The following is a 20,107-nucleotide window of genomic DNA, read 5'->3' as shown; positions in this document are numbered from 1 at the left end:
TGTATTGGATATGCTAAAAAAATGTTTACTTTCCTTCTTAGGCTTTATATGCTTCTCATCTATTGTTTTTTCTCAGCAGGAAAAAAAACAGGATAGCTTGCAAATCATCTCAAAGAACCCCAAAGAGCCTGTTACTATCAATTGCAAGATAGTACAAGGACATAAAAAGCTCAAGGGAAGACGATTTGCAAGTGCACAGCCTTTGTATTTACGTGCTAATAAAGATACACTTACCTATGGAGTGTTCCAGTTTGGGAAAAGAGGGGAGGATTTATTCTTATATGTCAAAATATTAGACGAATCTGTTTGCTTGAAAAAAGAAGAAAATTTTGATATACTCTTTGCTTCAGGAGAAAAGATGACCCTAAAAAATCAATTTCCCATCAATTGTGAAGGAGCTTTTGCACATAAGCTAAATACCAAAGAAATAGATGAAATTATTTTTAAAGAAATAACGAAAATCAGTATCTATACCTATTATAAAAATTATGAGTTTTTGATAAGTCCTAAACAAAGTGATGATATCATTACCCTAATACAATGTCTAAGAAGGTACAAGGTGAAATAATAAAAAAATACTATGCCACTACCCGAAATAAAACTAACACTGCGATATGAAGACCGCTATCTGTCAGAAAAATGGAATGATAGAGATGCCGATAAGGTAGTGGTACGTACTGACACCCATTTTCAAAAACACACCATCAGTCTCCTCATTTCTGAACAACCTATAGGAAGCGTTCAACTAAAAATAGATGACCATTGGGTAGAACTTCCTACCTACAAACTTACCGTTACAGACGATAAAACTGAAGAAATAAAAACTTTTCAGGTTACTCGTGACTTCCTTGCCTTTAAAAAAGAAACTATCCAAAAAAGTTTTTTTTCATTCTTAGGCATCAAGCGCTTTGATAAAACCACTTTCCTATATGAAAACATAGCCTTTGAACCCGAAAAAGACAGTATAGAGAGTTTCGAACTATCGCGTTATCGCAAATTGTTCAACGATTCTTTGTCCTATCAGTTTCAAAGTGGAGATAAGAAACTCCTTATCTATGCAGGGAGCTTAGAAGACTTTACAAAACCTACAGATATAGATAATTACTTTATTATTGTAGATAGTAATGAAGGACAAAGTTTTATAGGCGATATTTCCTATCGAGAAAAGATGCTAAAGCTTACCCCAAAAGTAATGCTACAAGTTGTCAAACGCGCAAAAATAGCCAAAGAATTCTCTTTTGATAGCAAAGGAAAAGTGCAGAAACTCATTTATTTGTAAATTATTAGAAAAGTTACACGAAACACTTACAATTCATATTTATGAAAGGAATATATTACAAGCTCCCTATCGATTTTGAAGGCTTGATGAAAAAACAAGACCTTGCAAAAATAGCTTTAGAAGATTCTATCTCTCAATCTATCTATACCCTAATGACCACTACTTTTGGAGAATGTAAGTTTGATGAAACATACGGCTGTGAATTGTGGGACTCGGATTTCGATCTGCTCAAGAGTGATAATGAACTAAAAGTCTTTGTTTCCAAAAGTTTGAAGAACAGTATTACACAACATGAAAAACGAATCTTTTTACAAGAGATAGATGTGAGAATCTCTGAACAAAACTTAGGGGAGATCAACAAAAAGCGGATAAAGAAAAAGGTTTTAGTTTCAGTAAGAGCCATTGTTTTAGAAACCAATCGCCCCTATGTGTATGATTTTTCCTTTTTTGTAAGCCCCTTGTCCTATTAATGATTAAAGCAACTATTTTAAAATCAAATAAATAGAAATGAATCAGGAACAGATAAAAAATAGAATGATAAAAAGAGCTTCACGAATGTGGGGCTATAGTGAGTTAGAGTCCGAAAGTTCTTTTGATCCTGTCTTAGAGCTCCTACTTTCAGCTTGTGCCTCAGAGCTTGAGAAATTGCGTTTTGAACAAGAAAATTCCCGTGCTAGAATTACAGATCGAATCCTCGAGATTATTTTCCCTAATCAAATAGTAGGAGTGGTCCCTTCACAGACATTGTTACAACTCACTCCTCTAGAAAATAACGTTCAGCTCTCTCGTTATAATCATTTCAAGGCTATTAAAAAAACTCAAAATATATATGACCCAACTCAGGTAAATACAAAAGATATCTATTTCAGTCCGACCTTAGAAATGAAACTTACCACAGCACAAGTGAAATATTTGCTGTATGGCAATAAAGCACTACAACAAGAAAGTTTTTTCTATCAGGAAGAGATAGCACGCTCAGAGAGGAATATCCCTTCAGGCGAATTTTGGATAGGACTGCAGGCTTCAGGGGTGGAAAAATTAGAAGATTTGTGTTTTTACATAGATGTAAATAACAAAGAGCAAAAAGAGTTTTTTACCTATTACCTTCAACAAGTAAAAGTCTTTTCAGAGGGCAAAGAATATGAATTAGTAGAGGGATATAATGTACCTATTAATAGTGTTGAGTATGAGAATATTATCTCTAAGAATTATACAGGTATAGATGCTATATATAATGAGGTAAACCAATTCTACCAAGGGAATTTCTTTACACTAAAAGGAACACTTTCCCCTCCCCAAGGAGAAGAAAAATCAGTAGCAACTACTTTATTAGAAAACCACTTTTTCAATCATAACTTTATAACAGAGAAAGATATTATATGGTTGCAATTCAAATTCTATGAGGTCATCTCCCCTAAAATATTAGAAAATGTACGTATTGCTCTAAACTGTGTGCCTGCTATTAATATACGACATACTGAAGATTACAAGCGTATCAAAGGACAACTTACACTTTACCCTCTTATGGGAGAGGATTCCTTTTTAGATATAGATTATATAGCAGATAATCACAAAAAAAGATATGATGTAAAAAATTACTTATCAGATGATAATATTTCTATTGTGTTAAGGAGAGGAGGAGTAGCTCGCTTTGATGAAAGGAATGCTTTAGAGCACCTGCAACATCTCTTAAGTCTTATCAGGGAGGAAACAGCTGCCTTTTCAGCTATTGGGAATGAATATGCTATAGAAGAAGAACTCAAACAAATAGGACAAAACTTAGCTTCCATATACCAAAATATAAAAGAAAAAAATCTGTCTTTAAATACTAATCCTTATTTAATATTCTCTTCAAACAATAGAGAAATGGATATGAATTTTATTATTTCTTATTGGCATACAGCTGCAGAAGAAGGAAATGATATAAAAACAGGTGTCTTGTTGGATTGTGATAGTGAAAACAAAACAGCTATTAGTAGAGCTATTACGGTAAGGCCTTCCTTAGGAGGTAGGCGCGGACTTACTACTTCTGATAAAATTTTAGAATATCGCAATGCTTTGCTTTCACGAGGTAGAATTGTCACTATTGCTGATGTGAAAACCTTTGCTAAAAGCCATTTCAAACATACTATTGAAGGATTAGATGTACAAAAAGGTACTAAAAAAGAAATCTCACTAAAAGGAGGTTTCAAAAGAACTATAGATATTTACCTAAATAAAAATAAAGAGGTAGAAGTAAGTGAAACAGAATGGGAATACTTAAAGGATAGTTTCTTGATTAAGTTAGAAAAGTCTTCTACGAACATCTATCCTTATAGGATTTTTGAGAAGTAATTGATCGAAAAAGTTACTTTAAACAAAAAAAATCTTGTTTTCAAGGATTGTACAACTTGAATTATTATAAAAATAAAATAGTTTATATTGCTGATAATCAAATAAATATATTTTTATTGAAAAATAATTTGAGAAAAAATCAAAGAAAAATTTGGAGATTTCATCTAAATAAACTACATTTGCGCAGTAATAGAAGTACAAAATATTATTTTTTAGAGTAAATTTTTTTTAAAAGTATTAATTCTCTTAATATAGAAATCTATGTTAGTAAATAAAGGAATAGGGGGCAATGAGGTGCCTATAGATGCAAGCGAAGCTATTTTAGAAATAGCTCCGAACCGTACATTGATAGCTCAAAAGTTGAGCGCAGAAAATCCTGTAAAACCTGAATTGGTGGAAGGACTCAATACTTTAGATAAAGTGTTCGAGCACTTTAAACCTACTATGAAGGTAGATTTTGAAGATAGTGAAGGAGCTACAAAAGTAGAAGAATTGACTTTTAAAAACTTGGGAGATTTTGGCACTAAAGGAATTACAGCCCAAAGCGCTTTCCTTACGGGATTGGCTACAGAAAAAGACCAATATCAGAAGATAATCAAACAGCTCAAAACAAACAAACTCCTTAAAGCAGCCTTGGAAGATCCTGATGCTAAAAAAGCCTTACAAGATACATTAGAAGCTCTAATAGCTGAGTTGAGTTAATTCTTTAAATTCCCAATTAAATATTTGAAACAATGTCAAATAAAATAGAAACAGTAAATACAGCATCACAAGCACAGGAATCTGTTAAGAAATCACCCATTTCATTAGAAAAGTCATTAGATAAATTAGTGCGTTATGGAGGTTTTGATTTGTTAGAAGCATCCATAGAAAATGTACAAAATGTAAATCCTGAGAGAAACGCTCGTAGAAAGATATTCCTTACCGAAAGTAGTAAGCAAAAAGAAAGAGATACCCTAAAGAAAACCTTAGAACTTTGGGCAAGTGTTTTAAAACAAAGTGATTCTTTGGTTGAAATGGTCACACATTGTGAAGATCAACAAAAATCAGCAGAAGAGTTGCTTTCTAAAAACTTATACAATGCTGTAGAGGCTACTCGTGAGTTAGAAACAAACTATCGAACCATAGCTTTGTTCTACAAAAATACTGAGGAAGACAAAATCAAAAACGTTACAGTGATGAACGCTTCCTTAGAGCAACTCAAAGACCTTGACAACACACGTTTTATTGATACCATACACGCCGAACTTTCCGATAACTACGACCGTTTAGACCTTAGAAATAACTATGGATTGTTAGTGATTCCAGGTTATTTAGGATCTAATATGGTAGTCGAAAAATGGGCAAAAATCGCTCACGAAAATAAAGTAATGCTCGTTACTGACTTTGAACACTTAGATGAACCCGATGATGTAATGGAGATGTTCGACGAAGCAAACCTCACAGGTGGCGATGTGTATCGTGCCAATGTACTAATGACCTGCAACTGGCTAGTAGGTAGAGGTCGTTTCAATGAAATTGGCGAAACGGCTGATTTATTTGTACCCCCTTCCGCTGCTTTAGCAGGAAAAATTTACAAAACTTTGATGTCTCAGGTTACTGCTGGAAAGAAATTTGGAGGTATCAACGAAGTAGAAGGTGTTCGTTTCGACTTGAAGAAAAGTGAAATAGCCAACTTGGAAAGTTTAGGACTTATCCCTATGGTAAATGAATACGGAAAAGTAATGGCTTTTTCTGGCAAAACATTGTTCAATGGAGATAACTTAGGACTACAAACGTATTCTGTAGTACGTGTGTTCGACTATGTGACCAAAGTACTAATGGATTTCCTTAACCGTAGAGCTTTTGAGAATTTTACAGCCACTACACGTAAGGATATTATGAACCAAATTGTCCAATTCTTGGATAGCATCACAGGTCCTAAAAACCTTATTGAGAATTTTGAGATAAGACGATTTGAACAAGACCCTAAACAAAAAGACAGAATCTATTTAGACATTCATATGAAACCTTATTTCCCTGCTAAAAACTTTCTTATCAAGATGGATGGACACAAGGGAACTGATGCTAATGAATGGGATACTGAATATGAACAAAAGTAAAGTACCATCTTATGATGGGATGATGCACCTTAAACAATAAAACAAGGTTTAGACTTCCAACATAAGGCATTGGAGACATTTTATATATATTTCCATAATTGGTATTATTGAGTATTAAATTTTAATTTATTTAATTATGTCGTTTAAATGCAAACTGAATGTTGCTGGAAAAGAACGCAACATCGTTTCCGTAGACTACGGAATGTTACAAGAGACCGACGTCACAGGTAGACCTTCTTCGGTTACCAGAGGTGGCAAAATTACTATCACTGTGGAAAGCACAGGTGATACCGACCTTTTTGAGTGGATGACCAACTCCTTCGAACGCAAGGATGGAAGCATCATCTTTCTCAAAAGAGACAGCGAGGCTACTTTGAAAGAGCTGAAATTTAAAGAAGCTTACATCGTGAAGTACAAAGAAGATTTCGATGCAGCAGGTGATAATCCGCTGACAGAAACCTTTACACTCTCTGCCAAAGAGATTGAAATGGGTACAGCCAAACATACCAATGAATGGGTGTAATCTTCTTTTGATTTTTTAAATGTAATTATTAATTTTTTAAATTTTTAAGCGTATGTCTTTCAAAGCCAAACTTAAAGTAGCCGGCAAAGAATATAATGTTCTTAGCGTTAGTTATGCATTGTTCCAAGAAACAGATGCAACAGGTCGTCCTTCTACCGTTACACGTGGTGGAAAAATTGATGTAATAGTGGAAAGCACAGGAGAAGCTGACTTCTTCGAGTGGATGACCAATTCTTTTGAACGTAAAGACGGTAGTATCACTTTCTTAAAAAGAGACAGTGAAGCCACCCTAAAAGAATTGAAATTCACTGAGGCTTACCTTGTAAAACATCGAGAGCATTTTGATGCCTCAGGTGAAAAACCCCTCACAGAATCCTTTACCATTTCTGCAAGGAAATTAGAAATGGGTACAGGTGCCTACGAAAATGAGTGGGTGTAAAACTTATGGAAAAAGGGTAGCGCTTTAGGGTGCTACCTTTTTCTGCTTAAAACAGACGAAAATAAAATAAAAGTATAATTTCTAAAATAATATAGATATGTCTTTCAAAGTCAAATTAGAATTAGACGGAAAAACCTATAATGTATTGGCTTGTAGGTATAATTTTACACAAAATGTAGATCAAACAGGACTTCCAAAAGGGATGCCAAGAGGTGGCGAGATCTTTATTCGTTTGGAAAGTACAGGAGAACCTGACTTGTTCAAATGGATGAATAGTGTTAGTGAGACCAAAGATGGTAAGATTATTTACTATCGTAGAGATGCAATGAGTAAATTGCAGGAACTTTCTTTTAAAAAGGCTTTCTGTATAAATTTTACAGAAGACTTTAATGCCAATAGTACAGAACCCTTGCAAATTGAGCTCATTTTATCGGCACAACAGATAACAATTAATGGCATCACCCATAACAAACAATGGAAAATGGGTATTTAGATCTATATTTTTAAATTTCATTAGTAAAAAAGAATCCTATGAATAACGATAATACTTCCGTTCCAGGTCGCACCAACGATCCCGAAACCTTTGCGAAATTTGCTTCAGTAAAGAACTTTCAAGATTTTTTGAAAGATAAGGAAAATTCAGTAGTGATGATTACCCTTTCTCTCAATGGTAAAGGATTTTTAGACACTGCCACTTTTTCTTTACAACTTTCACAGCACACCAATGCCCACGATGAGTTTACCATTGTGGTCAATGATACAGCTATTGATGACTTTACAGGACAAGTGATGAAAAACTCCAAAGATCTTTTAGGAGAGAACATTACTATTCATTTCCATCATCATGGAAGTATTGTACAGTCATTCAAAGGGATTATAGCCAATATTCGTAACCGCAAAGACGAAGGAGGCGGACACGGCAGGCTCTATATCTCAGGTTTTGCACCAAGTATCATTTTAGAAAATGGCAAAGACTGTCAGTCGTATGAAAACAAAACCCTTCCTGAAATCATCGCCGAAGCCACCACTGAATACCCTCAAGAAGCCAAGGTAAATACCGAAGGAATGATTAATACTAAGTATAAAATTCCTTATGTGGTACAATATAAAGAATCCGATTATCGCTTTATCAGTAGGTTAGCCCGTCGTTATGGAGAATTCTTTTACTACAATGGCACCCAGCTCATTTTCAGTAATGAAGCACAGAACACAGTAGAGCTTTTTGAAGGAGATGATATGATGGATGTAGAGTTTGAACTAATGATCAAGCCTCAAAACTTCACCTATTTGTCCTATGATGCAGAAAAAGCAGGTACAGAACAAAAAAAGACCCAAGAAGTACGCTTGCAAGACAAGGTAAATCCTTTTCAGTTTGCAGCTATCAAAGCCTCAAACAAAGTCTTTACCAAAGTACCTGAAATGCCTTATGTAGCCATACCCGAACAGTTTAGAGGTGATTATTTAAAAGATGTAGTACGCCGAGAGAAAGAAAGCCGAGAACAGCTGATGCAAGTCAGAGGGCGAAGCCGTAATCCAAAGGTGCGTATAGGAGGCTTTGTAAAACTCAAAGACATCAATGGCAAACCAATGGAAACCTACCGAGTGATAGATATCAAACACTATCAATCAGGAGATGAGTATTACAACGAGTTTATCGCTATCCCCGATGTGTATATCGCTTACTATTATGATGAAGAAGCCCTCCCACGAGCCGAACAGCAAATAGCCAGAGTAATGGACAACAACGACCCTAAGGGCTTAGGGCGCGTACGTGTACAGTTTATTTGGCAAGAAAAGCACCAAACCAAAACCCCTTGGATACGCGTAGTACAACCCCACGCAGGAGGCGGCAAAGGCTTTTACTTTATCCCTGAAATAGGCGAAGAAGTATGGGTAGACTTTGAAGACCAAAATGCCGAACGTCCGTTTGTAGTAGGAAGTAACTACAACGGCAAGGAATTTAGTAAATACCATACAGCAGGCAATGACAAGAAAGTGATACATACTCGCTCAGGTACTAAAATTATTCTCAATGATGGGGAAGGTAGCGTGTTTATAGAAGATCCTAGTGGTAATACCTACCTAATGGATGGACAGGGAAATATCAATGTAAGTGCTCCTAAGAATATTAGTTTTACAGCGGGAGAAAATGTAAATATCAAAGCGGGAACTAATTGTATTATGGAAATAGGGAACGATTTGTTTACTACTGTACAAAATAATCATAAATTAGAAGTACTTAATGATTATGACTTTAGTAGTAATAATTATTCTCAAGAGATAAAAGGAGACAAAGGTGTTGAAATATCAGGAAAATTATTAGAGAGCACAGCTGAGACTTTCCACCAAGCCCGTGAAGGAAATGTTACTATTCATAGTGCACAAGTGGCAAAATTATTAGGTAGTAGTGATACAAAGGTAAATATATCTGAGGTAGCAAAACTAACTGATATTCTTAAAAAACTTTCTAAAACAACCATACATACGGGAGGTGGACAAAGTGTTAAAACTTTGTTTGGTAAGTTAGGAGATAAACCTTTAGAAGAAGAACAGAAAAAAGAGAAACCTATCACACCTAATGGATACTATTTTGACTATGAAGGAAGGTTCTTAGCTAAGGTAACTACTTCCGAAGAAGGAAATAAAAACGATGTTTTTGCCTGCAATAGTAAGAAAGAAGAAAAAGATAAAAACGGGAATCCAATTTTTGAAAACCCTAAAAATATGGAAATTGATAAAGACCTTTTCCTAAGCATTGCAGGAACAGCCTATAGTGAAACAGGATACAATAATGAAGCTATTATGAGATTGCCTTTTGCAGTGATTAATCGATCTCGTTTTAATAAAGATGAAAATTTAAGGAATAGATTAAAAGATTCTTTTATAGATATGAGATGCGACCGAACAGATTATTTGTATGCTAATGGGAAAAAGGCTAGTGGGAAAGATGCTAATGGTGCTTTTCGTGCTTTTTTAGGAATGGAAGAAGGAGAAAAAATAGTAGATTTTGATAAATTTTTAGAGGAGAGAAATAACAATAAAGATAATTTTTACTACAAATATAGTAAAATGAGGTTGGCTATCAATTATACTATAAAAGCATTATTGTATCTCCAAGAAAAAGAAGAAGATATTAGTGAAAAAGCTGTTGGTTGGCATACAACAGATATTTTTAATGATAATTGGTGGAAAAGGAATCTTTTCATCAAAAAAGAACATCAATTGTACGGATTTGAGAATTGGAAAAATGAAAAAGATTTTACTTGTGTATCTGTCTCTGTTTACAAAGGATTAAAAGGTTTTGGTTCAACAATTTTTTATAAATACAAAGAAGATGAAAAATAATATATTTTTAGCATTTTTTTTGCTCATAGCATTCTCTTGCTGTGCACAAAATAGTATTAGAAGAGTCGATGATAATTATTATTTTATAGAAATTCCTTCTGAGAATGGTAATTTTTATTGTAGAGAAGATAGTACAAAATTGTGTAATAGGTATTATGTGCTTGAAGAAACTTTCTTTAAAGATAAAATAAAACTTTTTATTGCTGAAGATAATGACTATTTCAATGAGAAATCTTCTCCCTTTGCTCTCCTTGATGCAAATCTTAAAGAAGAGCTTTTAAAGTTAGGTAAAAAGAGAGCAAAAATTCAGTTTAACGACCAATTTATCATTTTAGATACTACACACATAGAGACTATTCAAAAATGTGTTCCTATGCAAATTAAGTATCAAAAACGTAAGGACAAAACGCTTGTAAAAATAGCATTTACAAATGTTTCTCATTCAACTTTTGGAAATTATGAGTATTATATCTATCTTGAATATAAGAATAATAAACTATCTCTTTCAAAGATAGAGGAAATACCTTTTTCTGAATTGAAATTACATAAGTTTTAACAAGAATATGAGAACAATCACAACATTAGTATTCGTTTTTATCAGTACATTTTCTTTGTTTTCACAAACATCAATAGAAAAAGACATTGATTATTGTGTAATCTTACTTCCTTGTGGTGATGGAAATTTTTGTGAATTATATTATATCGCAGATATTCATCTTCTAAAAGATAATATAAAAATTTTTATAAAAACAGAGAATTCTATAGCTATTTTAGAAAGGAAATGTGCCTTATCATTAGAAAATGAAACGACAATTACAAGAGAAGAATTGAAGAAACACAATCCAATTATTGAGTTTAATAGAAATAAAATCTACATTCCATCCAAACCCGACTTTACAATAACAACTTGTATACCACAGAGAATTAAATATACCAAAAGGAAAGATAAAACTTTTGTAAGAATTCAATTAGAAAATTATTCTCATTCAACTGTGGGTGAATATGATTATTTTATTAGCTTAGAATTTAAGGATAATAAGTGTATTTCCTCAAAGATAGAAGAAGTGCCTTGGTCAGAATTAGATAAATCTGGAAAATATAAAAAATAGCAGTGAAAAATATAATCATAACCCTATTAGTTTTACTTTCATCATTAACTTCTTGTAAAGAAAAAGAAAATATGAATAAAGAATATCATTGGGTCGCTTATGTAAAACCAGTAGCGGGCTACCCTATAAGAACTTATCGCGGGGTAGTATATGGAAAAGATGGAGCTAGTAAATTTGGGACAAGTTCAAATTTTATATTTGAAAACGATTGTCCTTTTCCCCTTTTTTCAATAAGTAATGGAACACCAGGTCTTTTTAAAAATGCCGAAGAAGGTGAAGCTAAAGGTATCCCTACTCACTTGGATGTTTCTTGGCTTTCGTATGTTGAAAAATGTCAATATCTCTTAGAAGATCAACCTTTAGACAGCGTTAAGATAGCAGAACTTTTAAAAGATAAGGTGTATACTCTTTCTCTTAATGAGAATGATACTGCTCCAAAAATAGAAGAGTATAATATATCTGTAGGTTTAGCTCCAGGAGGAGTGGTTTTTGTTTGGTTACACAACTATGGTAGGGTTGTAGAAGTAGGGCGTTACCAAGCAAAAAAGACAGAAGATATTCATTTTGTAACTAAAGAAGAAGCAAGTCAATATTATAAAAGAACAGGAGATGTTGTCTTGGATGAGCATACTATAGAAAATAGAGATTATGCTATAAAATTAGGTATGCCTAAGAAGAAAATATTGATGAAACACAATGAATGCGGTACACCTGTTACTGAAAGTTCTGTTAAAGAAGATGATATTCTTAAGATTCCTTATGGAATATGGGATACCTTTAGAAAACGTTATCCTTGGAAAATGACTCTTATTACCAAAGACAGAACAAAATTCATTCACTCTTATTATTACCAAGGTCTTAATCGTGAAATAGAAGAATTATTTGGCGAAAGAATATGGGGTGAAAATCAAATAGAAAAATATAGTATCCCTGAAAAATTTCGATACACAACCATTGCTCAAAGGTCAGTACCCTTTGTTGTATATATTAAATTTTATGATGAAAAAGGCATTATTTATAAAGCTTCTATCAAGTTCAATGTAAAAGAAGCAATGGATGTTTTTGAGAAAGCATTTAAGGGGCAAGAAGATAAGGCAGGAGAACTTATTGTAGAAGTGAATCAAGAAAAAACAGATATAAATGCTCACCTAAAAGTAGGAGAACGTAACGAATGGTTTTGCAATGGTAGTTTTTATATATCTGAAGATGATGAATGGTAATTATAAAAAAATGAATAACTATGGGAAAAGTGTATGTATATAATAGTGGCTCTTTTTCTGAAGAATCACAAACAGGAGAATCAGAATTGAAAATAGGATTATTTTTCGATGGTACAGCTAATAATTTATACAATACAGATGCTCGCAAATATGTGATTTATAAAGATAAAAAAGGATTAAGTGAGCGAGAGAAAAAAGAAAAAGAACGTATTGAAAAAGAGTATCCTGAAAAAAAAGATAGTGAGCATAAGTACACACGTAATGAGCTTAAAACTGCATACGACAACTATAAAGATAATACAAGTTACGAGAATGACCTTACCAATATAGCAAAAATATACCTTAAATCCAATAGAAAAGAATATGCTATTTATATAGAAGGTGTAGGAACAGGAGATTTGCTAGAAGATAGTGATCTCCCTGGTATTTCACATGCTGATGGAGAAAAAGGTCTTCTGAAAAAAATAAGAAAAGGAAGTGAGGAATTAACAAATGTAATAAAAGAACACTATAGGGAAACAAAAAACAAAAATCTTATTTTAACCCTTGATGTATTTGGTTTTAGTCGTGGAGCAACTGCCGCACGGCACTTTTTATATCAAGTGTCAAATAACAAACATCTTAAAGTAAAAGTATCCTGGATAGGTGATACTACATTTGAAATTGCAGATGAAAGCTACCTACAAATGGCTTTAAAAGAAGCAGGGTTAAATAAATTAGTAAAAAAAATCAATATTCGTTTTGTTGGTCTTTATGATACAGTAGCTTCTTTTAATCCTATACGTTTTGATCTCTCTACTCATTTTAAAGAACACATTCATTTACTACATCTGAATGAGATTGGTAATCCAATGTTAGCAATTCATTTTACAGCATTAGATGAAATTCGTAAATACTTCTCCCTAACTCGATTATCCCATCCTAAAGCAATTGAGAAAAATTTGCCAGGAGCTCATTCTGATGTAGGGGGAAGCTATGACTGTGACCAAGTTCATTCAGAAGAGGTAATACTCGGACAAAATCTAAGACATCTTGAAAAATTAGATAAACTTAAACAACAATTGATTAATGAAGGATGGTATTCAAAAGAAGAATTAAAGTTGGATGATAATCATTGGCCGAAGCAAAAAGAACTTATAGGTACAAGAAATCTAAAAGGAGAATATAGCTATCTCCCTTTGTTATGGATGTGTAAATATGCATCTTTTTTAATTGAAGAAGAATATATTTTGTTCAAAGAAATCAAAGATTTATATAAAATAGAAGATGTTATTTTAAAAGAGGTGAAAAAACATCTAGATGAGACAACTTTTAAAGTCCTTTCTCAAACATTAGAAGGAATAAAAAATAATGAAGAGATAAAAAACTTCATACAAAAAGATAATGAAGTAAAAGAAGATTGGACTTTCCAATCAGGAGTAAAACAAGAATTATTAAAAAAACTTCGTCATAAATATTTGCATCAATCAGCACATTATGGAAGTTCAGGACCTTTTATAGAACCTCATAAACCTAATGAGGATAGAAAGAGGAAGGAGTTTCCTGCCTAATAAAATGAAGTATGAAAAGTAAAAATAATATCTATTCATTTGTTACTTTCTTCATAAATAAAAAGAGAAAGTATACTCGACTTATAAAGGTAAGAGAGTTTTTCCTTGAAAAGAAAGTAATATTTCATTTCTTAGCTTTAAGTTATGACTTTGGTATAAATGAACAAGATGTTCCCTTGTTTAAAAAAGCAATTACTTTCCTTTTTAATGAAATCGTCTTAGAAATAGAATATTATGATACTGAGTGCACTGAAATAAAGTCTCAGAAAGTACGAAATCAAGATACTTTAAAAGAAAATTGGAATAAGCTTAAAACAGAACTCCTTGTTGAAAATAAAGGAGTTTGCATTGAAGAATATTTTCAACAAATTGACAAAATTATTAATAATACTGATTTATTGTTAGATTTTGTATACCAACATTCGGTATATGGTGTCTTTTTGAAAGCAAAAGATAATATGCAGTCTATATTCTATCAGGACAATACTCTAAAAGAAACAAGTTGTATAGATACTGATTTAAGGTATGAAATTTTAATTAAGAAAAAACAATAGTTATGAGTTGGTTATTTGGCAATAAGAAACAAAAATATATTGAAAACTTAGAAAAAAACAATAAGATACGAGAGGAAAAAGAAAGGGAAGAATCCGATATTATTGCTATTGGAAAAATTTCTCCTGAAACTCAAGAAAAACGTGAAATAGAAAGAGAATTATCCAAAGGAAGTGAGGAAATGAAACCTATAAAAGCTTCTCAACAAAAAGAATTAAAGTCTAAACAAGACCAGCTTTTTGTAATAGATGGAGCTAAAGTAAAGTTTGGCCCTCATATAGGTACTTTTAAAGTTTTAAATAGAACCCCTACCATCCAAAGTAAAACTATAGGTACTGAAATAGAAAAAAGTCCTGCAAACTTTACGTTTATGGATGGATTTCAGCTATTGACTCTAACACAATGGCAAGATGTTGGAACGGTTAAATTTCAAGATAACTTAGCTCTAATAAAGAAATCTACTATTATGGGCACAGGCAAAATGCCTCCTGCCAATGCCCCTATTGAAAGTGGTAAAATAGAGTTTATAGACTCAGGTCAAATAAATGTTCCTGCAGGTATAGATACCACAGGGATACCTATTCCTGAGTATGTACCTAAATCACAAACTATTGAAATATATTATACTAATCTAGAAGGTGATAAAATTGAAGAAGCTATCATAGGAGAGGAAATATATTTAGTTTTGGAAAGTAAAAATATGATTGGTCAGGTAATCGATGTTGACCTATCAGATAATACAAGAGATTTTGAATATGAAGGACAAATTTTAAAAGATGATATACTAAAAAATCTTACAATTAATAAAAATATTCAACAAGAAAGATTAAAAGTAATCCCACAACAAAAACAATAATATTATGGCAAATTTACTTATAAAAGCACCACAACTGGGAATAATAGACCCTATTGTTGATATTTTCTTTGCTAAAAAGAGAATAGAAGAAAAATCTGTTCTTTATGAAAAATTGAATGAGGCAAGTCTTTATCAAAAGGTCTGTATTGTTGTAAATGTTCCTCAAAGGATTGCTACTCTTTTAGATTTAAAATTAAAGCTGTACTATTGCGATAGCAGAACTAAAGAAAATTTTGTTTTTAATGTACAACAAAATGGAAATGAAGTAAATATAATAGAAACAAAAATAGATACTACTCTTAAAAATAATGAAATTATTTATATGGCTATAGCAGAAGTTGAGCTATATACTCAGGATAAAATAAAAATGAAAATATTAGAAAAATTATCTCCTTTAAATATATTTATGCAACTTACTTGGGGAGTTAGAGATTTTAATCCTGAATATTCTTTAAAACTAATAAAAGAATTTGCATATAAAGATTCTTATTTTTATCGCTTCTTTGGAGAAGGAAAATGGTTTAGAATCACTGAACCTACAAACATTTATGAAATACATATTGATAAAGGTTGTTATGAAAAAACATTAGAGGTTCCAAATTGTAAAAAATATACTTACATAGTTCTTGAATCAGATAGGAGAAATATTTTTTCTTTAGAAGCTAATAATTTTGATCTATTACCATTTCCAGAAACGGGAGATAACTGGGGAAGATTTGGTACAAGAGAATCTGGAGGAGATAATTGGATTAATGAAGAGGCATGTGCAGGTTTTTTAGGATTCCTTTATACATTGAAAAAGGAAATGCCTGAATATACAGTTTATTATAATGATATTTCAGCAAATGATAAAAGAAACATTGGACACAAAACACATAGAACTGGACGTGACATAGATATACGTTATCCAGGTGTAGATAATTCTATTGGTAAAAAATTATGGAGTGCTTCTAAGAATTATTATGGGAGTGAGGAGGATTTTTTAGAAGTATTAGAAAATATATTAAAAATTGCAGTTGATTGGGGATTCTTAAAAGAATATAATTATGCCTATAAAAAAGGAGTAAAATATACTAATGGAGGTGCTACAGCTGTACATCAAGATCATTATCACATAGGATTTAAAAGATAAAAAGATATGAGAATAAAACTTAATGTATTTTTATTTTGTGCATTTTTCTTTTTCTATGCTAAAGGAGATTCACAAGAAAATTTAAGTTGTAACTTTTACAATAAAACCGAAAGTCTTGGGATTGGTTTGGTAAAAGTAGAAAAGCAATTTATAACTATTAAAAATCCAAAACTTAATAAAAATGTAAATGAATATATTTATAGTCCTAAATATATAGTTCCTATATTTTTTAAACCTGATTATAATAATATTTTTTATATTGTTTGTCTTGATGATCAGAAAGAGTATTATAAAGTTTTATCAGCTACTGGAGAAATATATTTTGTATCCAAAACTCAAACAAAATTTATATCTTGGGAAAAATTCCTAAGAAATACCATAGGAATATCTAACTTAAATTGGAGAATAAATCCTTTACATAATGAACCCTTTGAAAAATCTAAAATTATTAGGATAAAGGATATAAATACAATATACAATGTGATAAAAGTAAAAAAGGATTGGATCAAAATACAAAATGAGAATAATACTAATGAAAAAGGATGGATTCAGTGGAAAAAAGGAAATAATTTATTAATAGAAGTTTATTTACTGATGTAACTAAACTCTATAGAAAAATATTAATGTCAAACTCCATTTTACTTTCCACAGTTTTAGGCAACGTCTTCTCCAAGAGCGCACTCACTTTAAGAGTCTCTTGTAGCAAGGCTTTTTCTATGGCTTCTAATAAGCTGCTACCCTCTACAACTCTATGTTGTCAGCGGGTACCTCTTCTTTGTGTTATATCAAACGTGAAAAACAACATGAAGTATTCAAAGGATTAGCCAAAAAAGACAATGTTCTTTAGGCTGGTTCTATGGATTTAAGTTACATCTAATATTAATGATAAAAGTGAAATACTTGATTTTATAATAACATCAGGCAACATAGATAATCGTAAACCTTTCTCTGACAAGAACTTACATAAGAGAATCTTTGGAAAACTCTTTGGAGATAAGGGATATCAGCAAAGATTTATTTGAACAGCTATTTATTGATGGGGGTACATTTAATCACTAAGATTAAAAAGAATATGAAAAATAGCTTGATGCTCTTACAATATAAAATAACGTGAGTTCGACCTAAGCAATTATCTGATAATCAATAAATATAGATTCAAATCTCCAATGGATTTCACAACTTTATACGAAAAAGGGACTGGATAAGTCTCTTTATATTACATTATCCCATAGATTTTTATCTGAAGTTGAATTACATTGTAATTATTCTCTACATCTAACTGTAAATCAACGTTTTCTTATATCGAACTCACGTTAAAATAACACTTAGAAGGCGTACTTTAATAGAAACAGTAAATGACAAATTAAAAAACATTTGTCAAGTAGAACATACAAGACATCGTTCTTTTGATAATTTCATAACTAACTTATTATCAGTAATTATACTTTATTTTTTCTTTGATAAAAGGTCTTCTTTTAATTATCAAGAAGACATTGTCGATCTAAAAAGGCTCGTTGTGGCTTAAATCGAACTCACGTTATGCTATGTTTGTTTATGTAGAAAACACGTTATTAGATTATCTTTTCTAATTTTCCTCTTCTTTCCTAATCAAATGTGCTAATTCAGGGTCGTTTTCAATACGGGTGAGCTCGTCACTAATAAGCTGGATAATGTCAGTTTTTACTTGCTTGTAATTAGCTTGGATTTGTTGTTGCATTTGGTCTTCTCCATTTTCGTCTTCAAAGGAGAGGATTTGAGGTATTTTCTGGTAGGTTTTAGTCTCAGCAGCTACTTTCTCGTTATCTACTATTATCTGAGCGTGGAATATCTTCTGCTCGATACGCTCGTCAAAATTATCAGAAACAGCTCCTACAAACATTCCTTGAGTAAGATTGGATATTTTGCTGGCAGGAATCAAACTATCCAATTGTGTAGATATGGAAGTAGAAGTATCATTGCGATTAATCGTGGTAGATTGCCTTTTCTGCAATACCTTTCCAAAACGCTCAGAAAGGGTTTTAGCAGTTTCTCCTACTACTTGTCCGCTAAAGACATTCCCCACTGTATTTTGTATTACCTTGCTTTCCTTATCGCCATAATCACGAGTAAGCTGTGAATAATCTTGAAAACCTAAACAAACGGCTACTTTATTACTTCGAGCAGTAGCAATTAGGTTGTCTAACCCCCTGAAATAAATCGTAGGCAACTCGTCAATAATCACAGAGGATTTGAGTTGTCCTTTTTTGTTGATGAGCTTTACAATACGTGAATTGTACAAACCTAAAGCTGCCGAATAGATATTCTGCCTATCAGGATTGTTGCCTACACAGAGAATTTTAGGCTCTTTTGGATTGTTGATATCCAACGAAAAATCATCGCCTGTCATTACCCAATAGAGTTGAGGCGAAATCATTCGGGAGAGCGGTATTTTAGCACTGGCTATCTGTCCCTGCAATTGGTCTTGTGCGCCTCCTTGCCAAGCATCCATAAAAGGCGATAGGTAATTCTCAAGTTCGGGGTATGAGGTGAGAATAGTAAAGACATCGGCATAAGGCTTGTTCAATAGCTCGATGGCGTGTGGGAAAGTACAGTACTTACCACCTTTGTAAATCTTCAAAAACCAAATAATAGCTGCCAAGAGAATGATAGGCGACTCTACAAAGAAATCACCTTGCTTTTGGATCCACGAGCGGTTGAGATTGAGCATAATCGTATAAGCAGATTCATAAGCATCGGAAATATCACTCATAAAGTTCGGGTTGATAGGATTGCAACGATGACTGCGACGAGGATCATCAAAGTTTATCACATAGAACTTAGGTTTTACCTTGTACTTGTCTAAGTTTTTTAGTAGGTGATTGTAGGCAATGGTGGAGAGGTCATCAAACTTAAAATCGTAAATGTACATAGCAAAACCCTTTTCAATCTGTTGTTTGATGTAGTTGTTCACAATGGCATAAGACTTACCAGAACCAGGAGTACCAAGCACTATGGTTGCCCGAAAGGGATTTACCACATTGATCCAACCTTTGTTCCACTTCTTGCGGTAGTAGAACAAAGTAGGTAGATTCACAGAATACTCGTTTGTCATCAGTCGAGTTTCCTGCATAAAGGACTCGTTTTCGTTGTTGAAAACATCGTCTAAAAGGTTGTTTTTTAACAAGCGACTCATCCAAGAACCTGCCATAAGGAGCGCTATGTAGCCCAAAGATAAGGTAAGGATATAGAAAAAGGCAACCACTGAAGCAGGAAGGCGCAGGTATAAAATCCAAAAATTACCAAAGTAAAGAGCAGCTCCTACCCCCAGAGCGATGTAAATCTTTCGCCAAGTAATCTTGTCGTTTTTTACGCCTGTTGTTCCCAAACAGCTCAAGGCTAAGAGCAGGAGCGCAAAGCATTTGGTGTATAGCGGGTGAGAGAACAGTCCTGCTGTTCGTTGGAAGTTGGTCAGGATTCTATCTACTACAGCTAATATCCACTTTTCGCCTTGGAAAAAGCTATAACAATACCAATAGAGGTGCATTAGTACTATGAGAATACTTACTGCACGCATAAAAGCCATAATCTTGGCTAATGCTCTTAAATCATCATCGTTTTGCATATTTGTTTCTGTTTTTAGTGTTTGTCAATATTTTATACTTAGCTATGTCAGCTCACTGGCCACAC

20 protein-coding genes and 1 pseudogene are annotated in these 20,107 nt (G+C 32.8%); 20 read left to right on the top strand and 1 reads right to left on the bottom strand.

Going from position 1 to position 20,107, the window contains the following annotated elements; translation table 11 throughout:
• Window positions 1–10: 10 nt before the first annotated feature.
• From JMN12_RS10420 to JMN12_RS10320, 20 genes and pseudogenes are all read left to right on the top strand, one after another.
• Window positions 11–568, top strand: coding sequence for a hypothetical protein (locus JMN12_RS10420; protein WP_203139050.1), 558 nt, complete (start codon window positions 11–13; stop codon window positions 566–568).
• Window positions 569–580: 12 nt separating this feature from the next.
• Entirely contained in the window at window positions 581–1,279 is a 699-nt protein-coding gene (locus JMN12_RS10415) for a hypothetical protein (RefSeq protein ID WP_203139048.1), read from the top strand.
• Between the two features lie 41 nt (window positions 1,280–1,320).
• Window positions 1,321–1,749, top strand: coding sequence for a GPW/gp25 family protein (locus JMN12_RS10410; protein WP_203139047.1), 429 nt, complete (start codon window positions 1,321–1,323; stop codon window positions 1,747–1,749).
• Window positions 1,750–1,786: 37 nt separating this feature from the next.
• Window positions 1,787–3,613: a type VI secretion system baseplate subunit TssF gene (locus tag JMN12_RS10405; protein WP_203139045.1), complete on the top strand. Its 1,827-nt coding sequence runs from the start codon at window positions 1,787–1,789 to the stop codon at window positions 3,611–3,613.
• Window positions 3,614–3,874: 261 nt separating this feature from the next.
• Window positions 3,875–4,315: a hypothetical protein gene (locus JMN12_RS10400; protein ID WP_203139040.1), complete on the top strand. Its 441-nt coding sequence runs from the start codon at window positions 3,875–3,877 to the stop codon at window positions 4,313–4,315.
• Between the two features lie 32 nt (window positions 4,316–4,347).
• Window positions 4,348–5,715: a DUF5458 family protein gene (locus JMN12_RS10395; protein WP_203139039.1), complete on the top strand. Its 1,368-nt coding sequence runs from the start codon at window positions 4,348–4,350 to the stop codon at window positions 5,713–5,715.
• Between the two features lie 136 nt (window positions 5,716–5,851).
• Window positions 5,852–6,238 carry a type VI secretion system tube protein TssD gene (gene tssD / locus JMN12_RS10390; RefSeq protein ID WP_009411176.1) on the top strand — a complete coding sequence of 129 codons (387 nt, stop codon included), beginning with the start codon at window positions 5,852–5,854 and terminating at the stop codon, window positions 6,236–6,238.
• Between the two features lie 52 nt (window positions 6,239–6,290).
• Entirely contained in the window at window positions 6,291–6,677 is a 387-nt protein-coding gene (gene tssD / locus JMN12_RS10385; protein ID WP_016479764.1) for a type VI secretion system tube protein TssD, read from the top strand.
• 97 nt (window positions 6,678–6,774) lie between these two features.
• Window positions 6,775–7,170 (top strand): type VI secretion system tube protein TssD, encoded by a 396-nt coding sequence (gene tssD / locus JMN12_RS10380; RefSeq protein ID WP_203139038.1) that lies wholly within the window; start codon window positions 6,775–6,777, stop codon window positions 7,168–7,170.
• Window positions 7,171–7,208: 38 nt separating this feature from the next.
• Window positions 7,209–10,022: a type VI secretion system Vgr family protein gene (locus tag JMN12_RS15305; RefSeq protein WP_238423883.1), complete on the top strand. Its 2,814-nt coding sequence runs from the start codon at window positions 7,209–7,211 to the stop codon at window positions 10,020–10,022.
• On the top strand, window positions 10,012–10,578 hold the full coding sequence (locus tag JMN12_RS10370) for a hypothetical protein (RefSeq protein WP_203139037.1): 567 nt from the start codon (window positions 10,012–10,014) through the stop codon (window positions 10,576–10,578). Before JMN12_RS15305 ends, JMN12_RS10370 begins: the two co-directional genes overlap by 11 nt.
• Before the next feature lie 7 nt (window positions 10,579–10,585).
• Complete coding sequence (locus JMN12_RS10365) at window positions 10,586–11,131, top strand: hypothetical protein (RefSeq protein WP_203139036.1); 546 nt, start codon at window positions 10,586–10,588, stop codon at window positions 11,129–11,131.
• A 2-nt stretch (window positions 11,132–11,133) separates the two neighbouring features.
• Window positions 11,134–12,351, top strand: coding sequence for a DUF2931 family protein (locus tag JMN12_RS15300; RefSeq protein ID WP_317193629.1), 1,218 nt, complete (start codon window positions 11,134–11,136; stop codon window positions 12,349–12,351).
• A 20-nt stretch (window positions 12,352–12,371) separates the two neighbouring features.
• Window positions 12,372–13,901: a T6SS phospholipase effector Tle1-like catalytic domain-containing protein gene (locus JMN12_RS10355; RefSeq protein WP_203139035.1), complete on the top strand. Its 1,530-nt coding sequence runs from the start codon at window positions 12,372–12,374 to the stop codon at window positions 13,899–13,901.
• 11 nt (window positions 13,902–13,912) lie between these two features.
• On the top strand, window positions 13,913–14,455 hold the full coding sequence (locus JMN12_RS10350; RefSeq protein WP_203139033.1) for a hypothetical protein: 543 nt from the start codon (window positions 13,913–13,915) through the stop codon (window positions 14,453–14,455).
• Between the two features lie 2 nt (window positions 14,456–14,457).
• Complete coding sequence (locus JMN12_RS10345) at window positions 14,458–15,309, top strand: hypothetical protein (protein ID WP_238423882.1); 852 nt, start codon at window positions 14,458–14,460, stop codon at window positions 15,307–15,309.
• Between the two features lie 4 nt (window positions 15,310–15,313).
• Window positions 15,314–16,441: a hypothetical protein gene (locus tag JMN12_RS10340; RefSeq protein WP_203139031.1), complete on the top strand. Its 1,128-nt coding sequence runs from the start codon at window positions 15,314–15,316 to the stop codon at window positions 16,439–16,441.
• Window positions 16,442–16,447: 6 nt separating this feature from the next.
• Window positions 16,448–17,041, top strand: a complete 594-nt coding sequence (locus JMN12_RS10335; protein ID WP_203139030.1) for a hypothetical protein — start codon at window positions 16,448–16,450, stop codon at window positions 17,039–17,041.
• A gap of 210 nt (window positions 17,042–17,251) precedes the next feature.
• Window positions 17,252–17,463, top strand: a pseudogene (locus JMN12_RS15595) (transposase).
• 263 nt (window positions 17,464–17,726) lie between these two features.
• Entirely contained in the window at window positions 17,727–17,966 is a 240-nt protein-coding gene (locus JMN12_RS10320) for a transposase (protein ID WP_203139092.1), read from the top strand.
• A gap of 60 nt (window positions 17,967–18,026) precedes the next feature.
• Here JMN12_RS10320 and mobC read toward each other — a convergent pair whose 3' ends face one another.
• A complete protein-coding gene (gene mobC, locus JMN12_RS10315; RefSeq protein ID WP_203139029.1) occupies window positions 18,027–20,042 on the bottom strand; it encodes a conjugal transfer protein MobC in 2,016 nt (671 codons plus the stop codon).
• Window positions 20,043–20,107 lie beyond the last annotated feature (65 nt).

Source organism: Capnocytophaga genosp. AHN8471 (assembly GCF_016806945.1).
Lineage (GTDB): Bacteria > Bacteroidota > Bacteroidia > Flavobacteriales > Flavobacteriaceae > Capnocytophaga > Capnocytophaga periodontitidis.
This window is presented reverse-complemented; position numbering and strand designations above follow the sequence as displayed.

What these genes read in the sequence shown, in the direction of transcription:
- JMN12_RS10420 (WP_203139050.1), top strand. Translation starts at nt 11, where the DNA reads ATGCTAAAAAAATGTTTACTTTCCTTCTTAGGCTTTATATGCTTCTCA.
- JMN12_RS10415 (WP_203139048.1), top strand. Translation starts at nt 581, where the DNA reads ATGCCACTACCCGAAATAAAACTAACACTGCGATATGAAGACCGCTAT.
- JMN12_RS10410 (WP_203139047.1), top strand. Translation starts at nt 1,321, where the DNA reads ATGAAAGGAATATATTACAAGCTCCCTATCGATTTTGAAGGCTTGATG.
- JMN12_RS10405 (WP_203139045.1), top strand. Translation starts at nt 1,787, where the DNA reads ATGAATCAGGAACAGATAAAAAATAGAATGATAAAAAGAGCTTCACGA.
- JMN12_RS10400 (WP_203139040.1), top strand. Translation starts at nt 3,875, where the DNA reads ATGTTAGTAAATAAAGGAATAGGGGGCAATGAGGTGCCTATAGATGCA.
- JMN12_RS10395 (WP_203139039.1), top strand. Translation starts at nt 4,348, where the DNA reads ATGTCAAATAAAATAGAAACAGTAAATACAGCATCACAAGCACAGGAA.
- tssD (WP_009411176.1), top strand. Translation starts at nt 5,852, where the DNA reads ATGTCGTTTAAATGCAAACTGAATGTTGCTGGAAAAGAACGCAACATC.
- tssD (WP_016479764.1), top strand. Translation starts at nt 6,291, where the DNA reads ATGTCTTTCAAAGCCAAACTTAAAGTAGCCGGCAAAGAATATAATGTT.
- tssD (WP_203139038.1), top strand. Translation starts at nt 6,775, where the DNA reads ATGTCTTTCAAAGTCAAATTAGAATTAGACGGAAAAACCTATAATGTA.
- JMN12_RS15305 (WP_238423883.1), top strand. Translation starts at nt 7,209, where the DNA reads ATGAATAACGATAATACTTCCGTTCCAGGTCGCACCAACGATCCCGAA.
- JMN12_RS10370 (WP_203139037.1), top strand. Translation starts at nt 10,012, where the DNA reads ATGAAAAATAATATATTTTTAGCATTTTTTTTGCTCATAGCATTCTCT.
- JMN12_RS10365 (WP_203139036.1), top strand. Translation starts at nt 10,586, where the DNA reads ATGAGAACAATCACAACATTAGTATTCGTTTTTATCAGTACATTTTCT.
- JMN12_RS10355 (WP_203139035.1), top strand. Translation starts at nt 12,372, where the DNA reads ATGGGAAAAGTGTATGTATATAATAGTGGCTCTTTTTCTGAAGAATCA.
- JMN12_RS10350 (WP_203139033.1), top strand. Translation starts at nt 13,913, where the DNA reads ATGAAAAGTAAAAATAATATCTATTCATTTGTTACTTTCTTCATAAAT.
- JMN12_RS10345 (WP_238423882.1), top strand. Translation starts at nt 14,458, where the DNA reads ATGAGTTGGTTATTTGGCAATAAGAAACAAAAATATATTGAAAACTTA.
- JMN12_RS10340 (WP_203139031.1), top strand. Translation starts at nt 15,314, where the DNA reads ATGGCAAATTTACTTATAAAAGCACCACAACTGGGAATAATAGACCCT.
- JMN12_RS10335 (WP_203139030.1), top strand. Translation starts at nt 16,448, where the DNA reads ATGAGAATAAAACTTAATGTATTTTTATTTTGTGCATTTTTCTTTTTC.
- mobC (WP_203139029.1), bottom strand. Translation starts at nt 20,042, where the DNA reads ATGCAAAACGATGATGATTTAAGAGCATTAGCCAAGATTATGGCTTTT.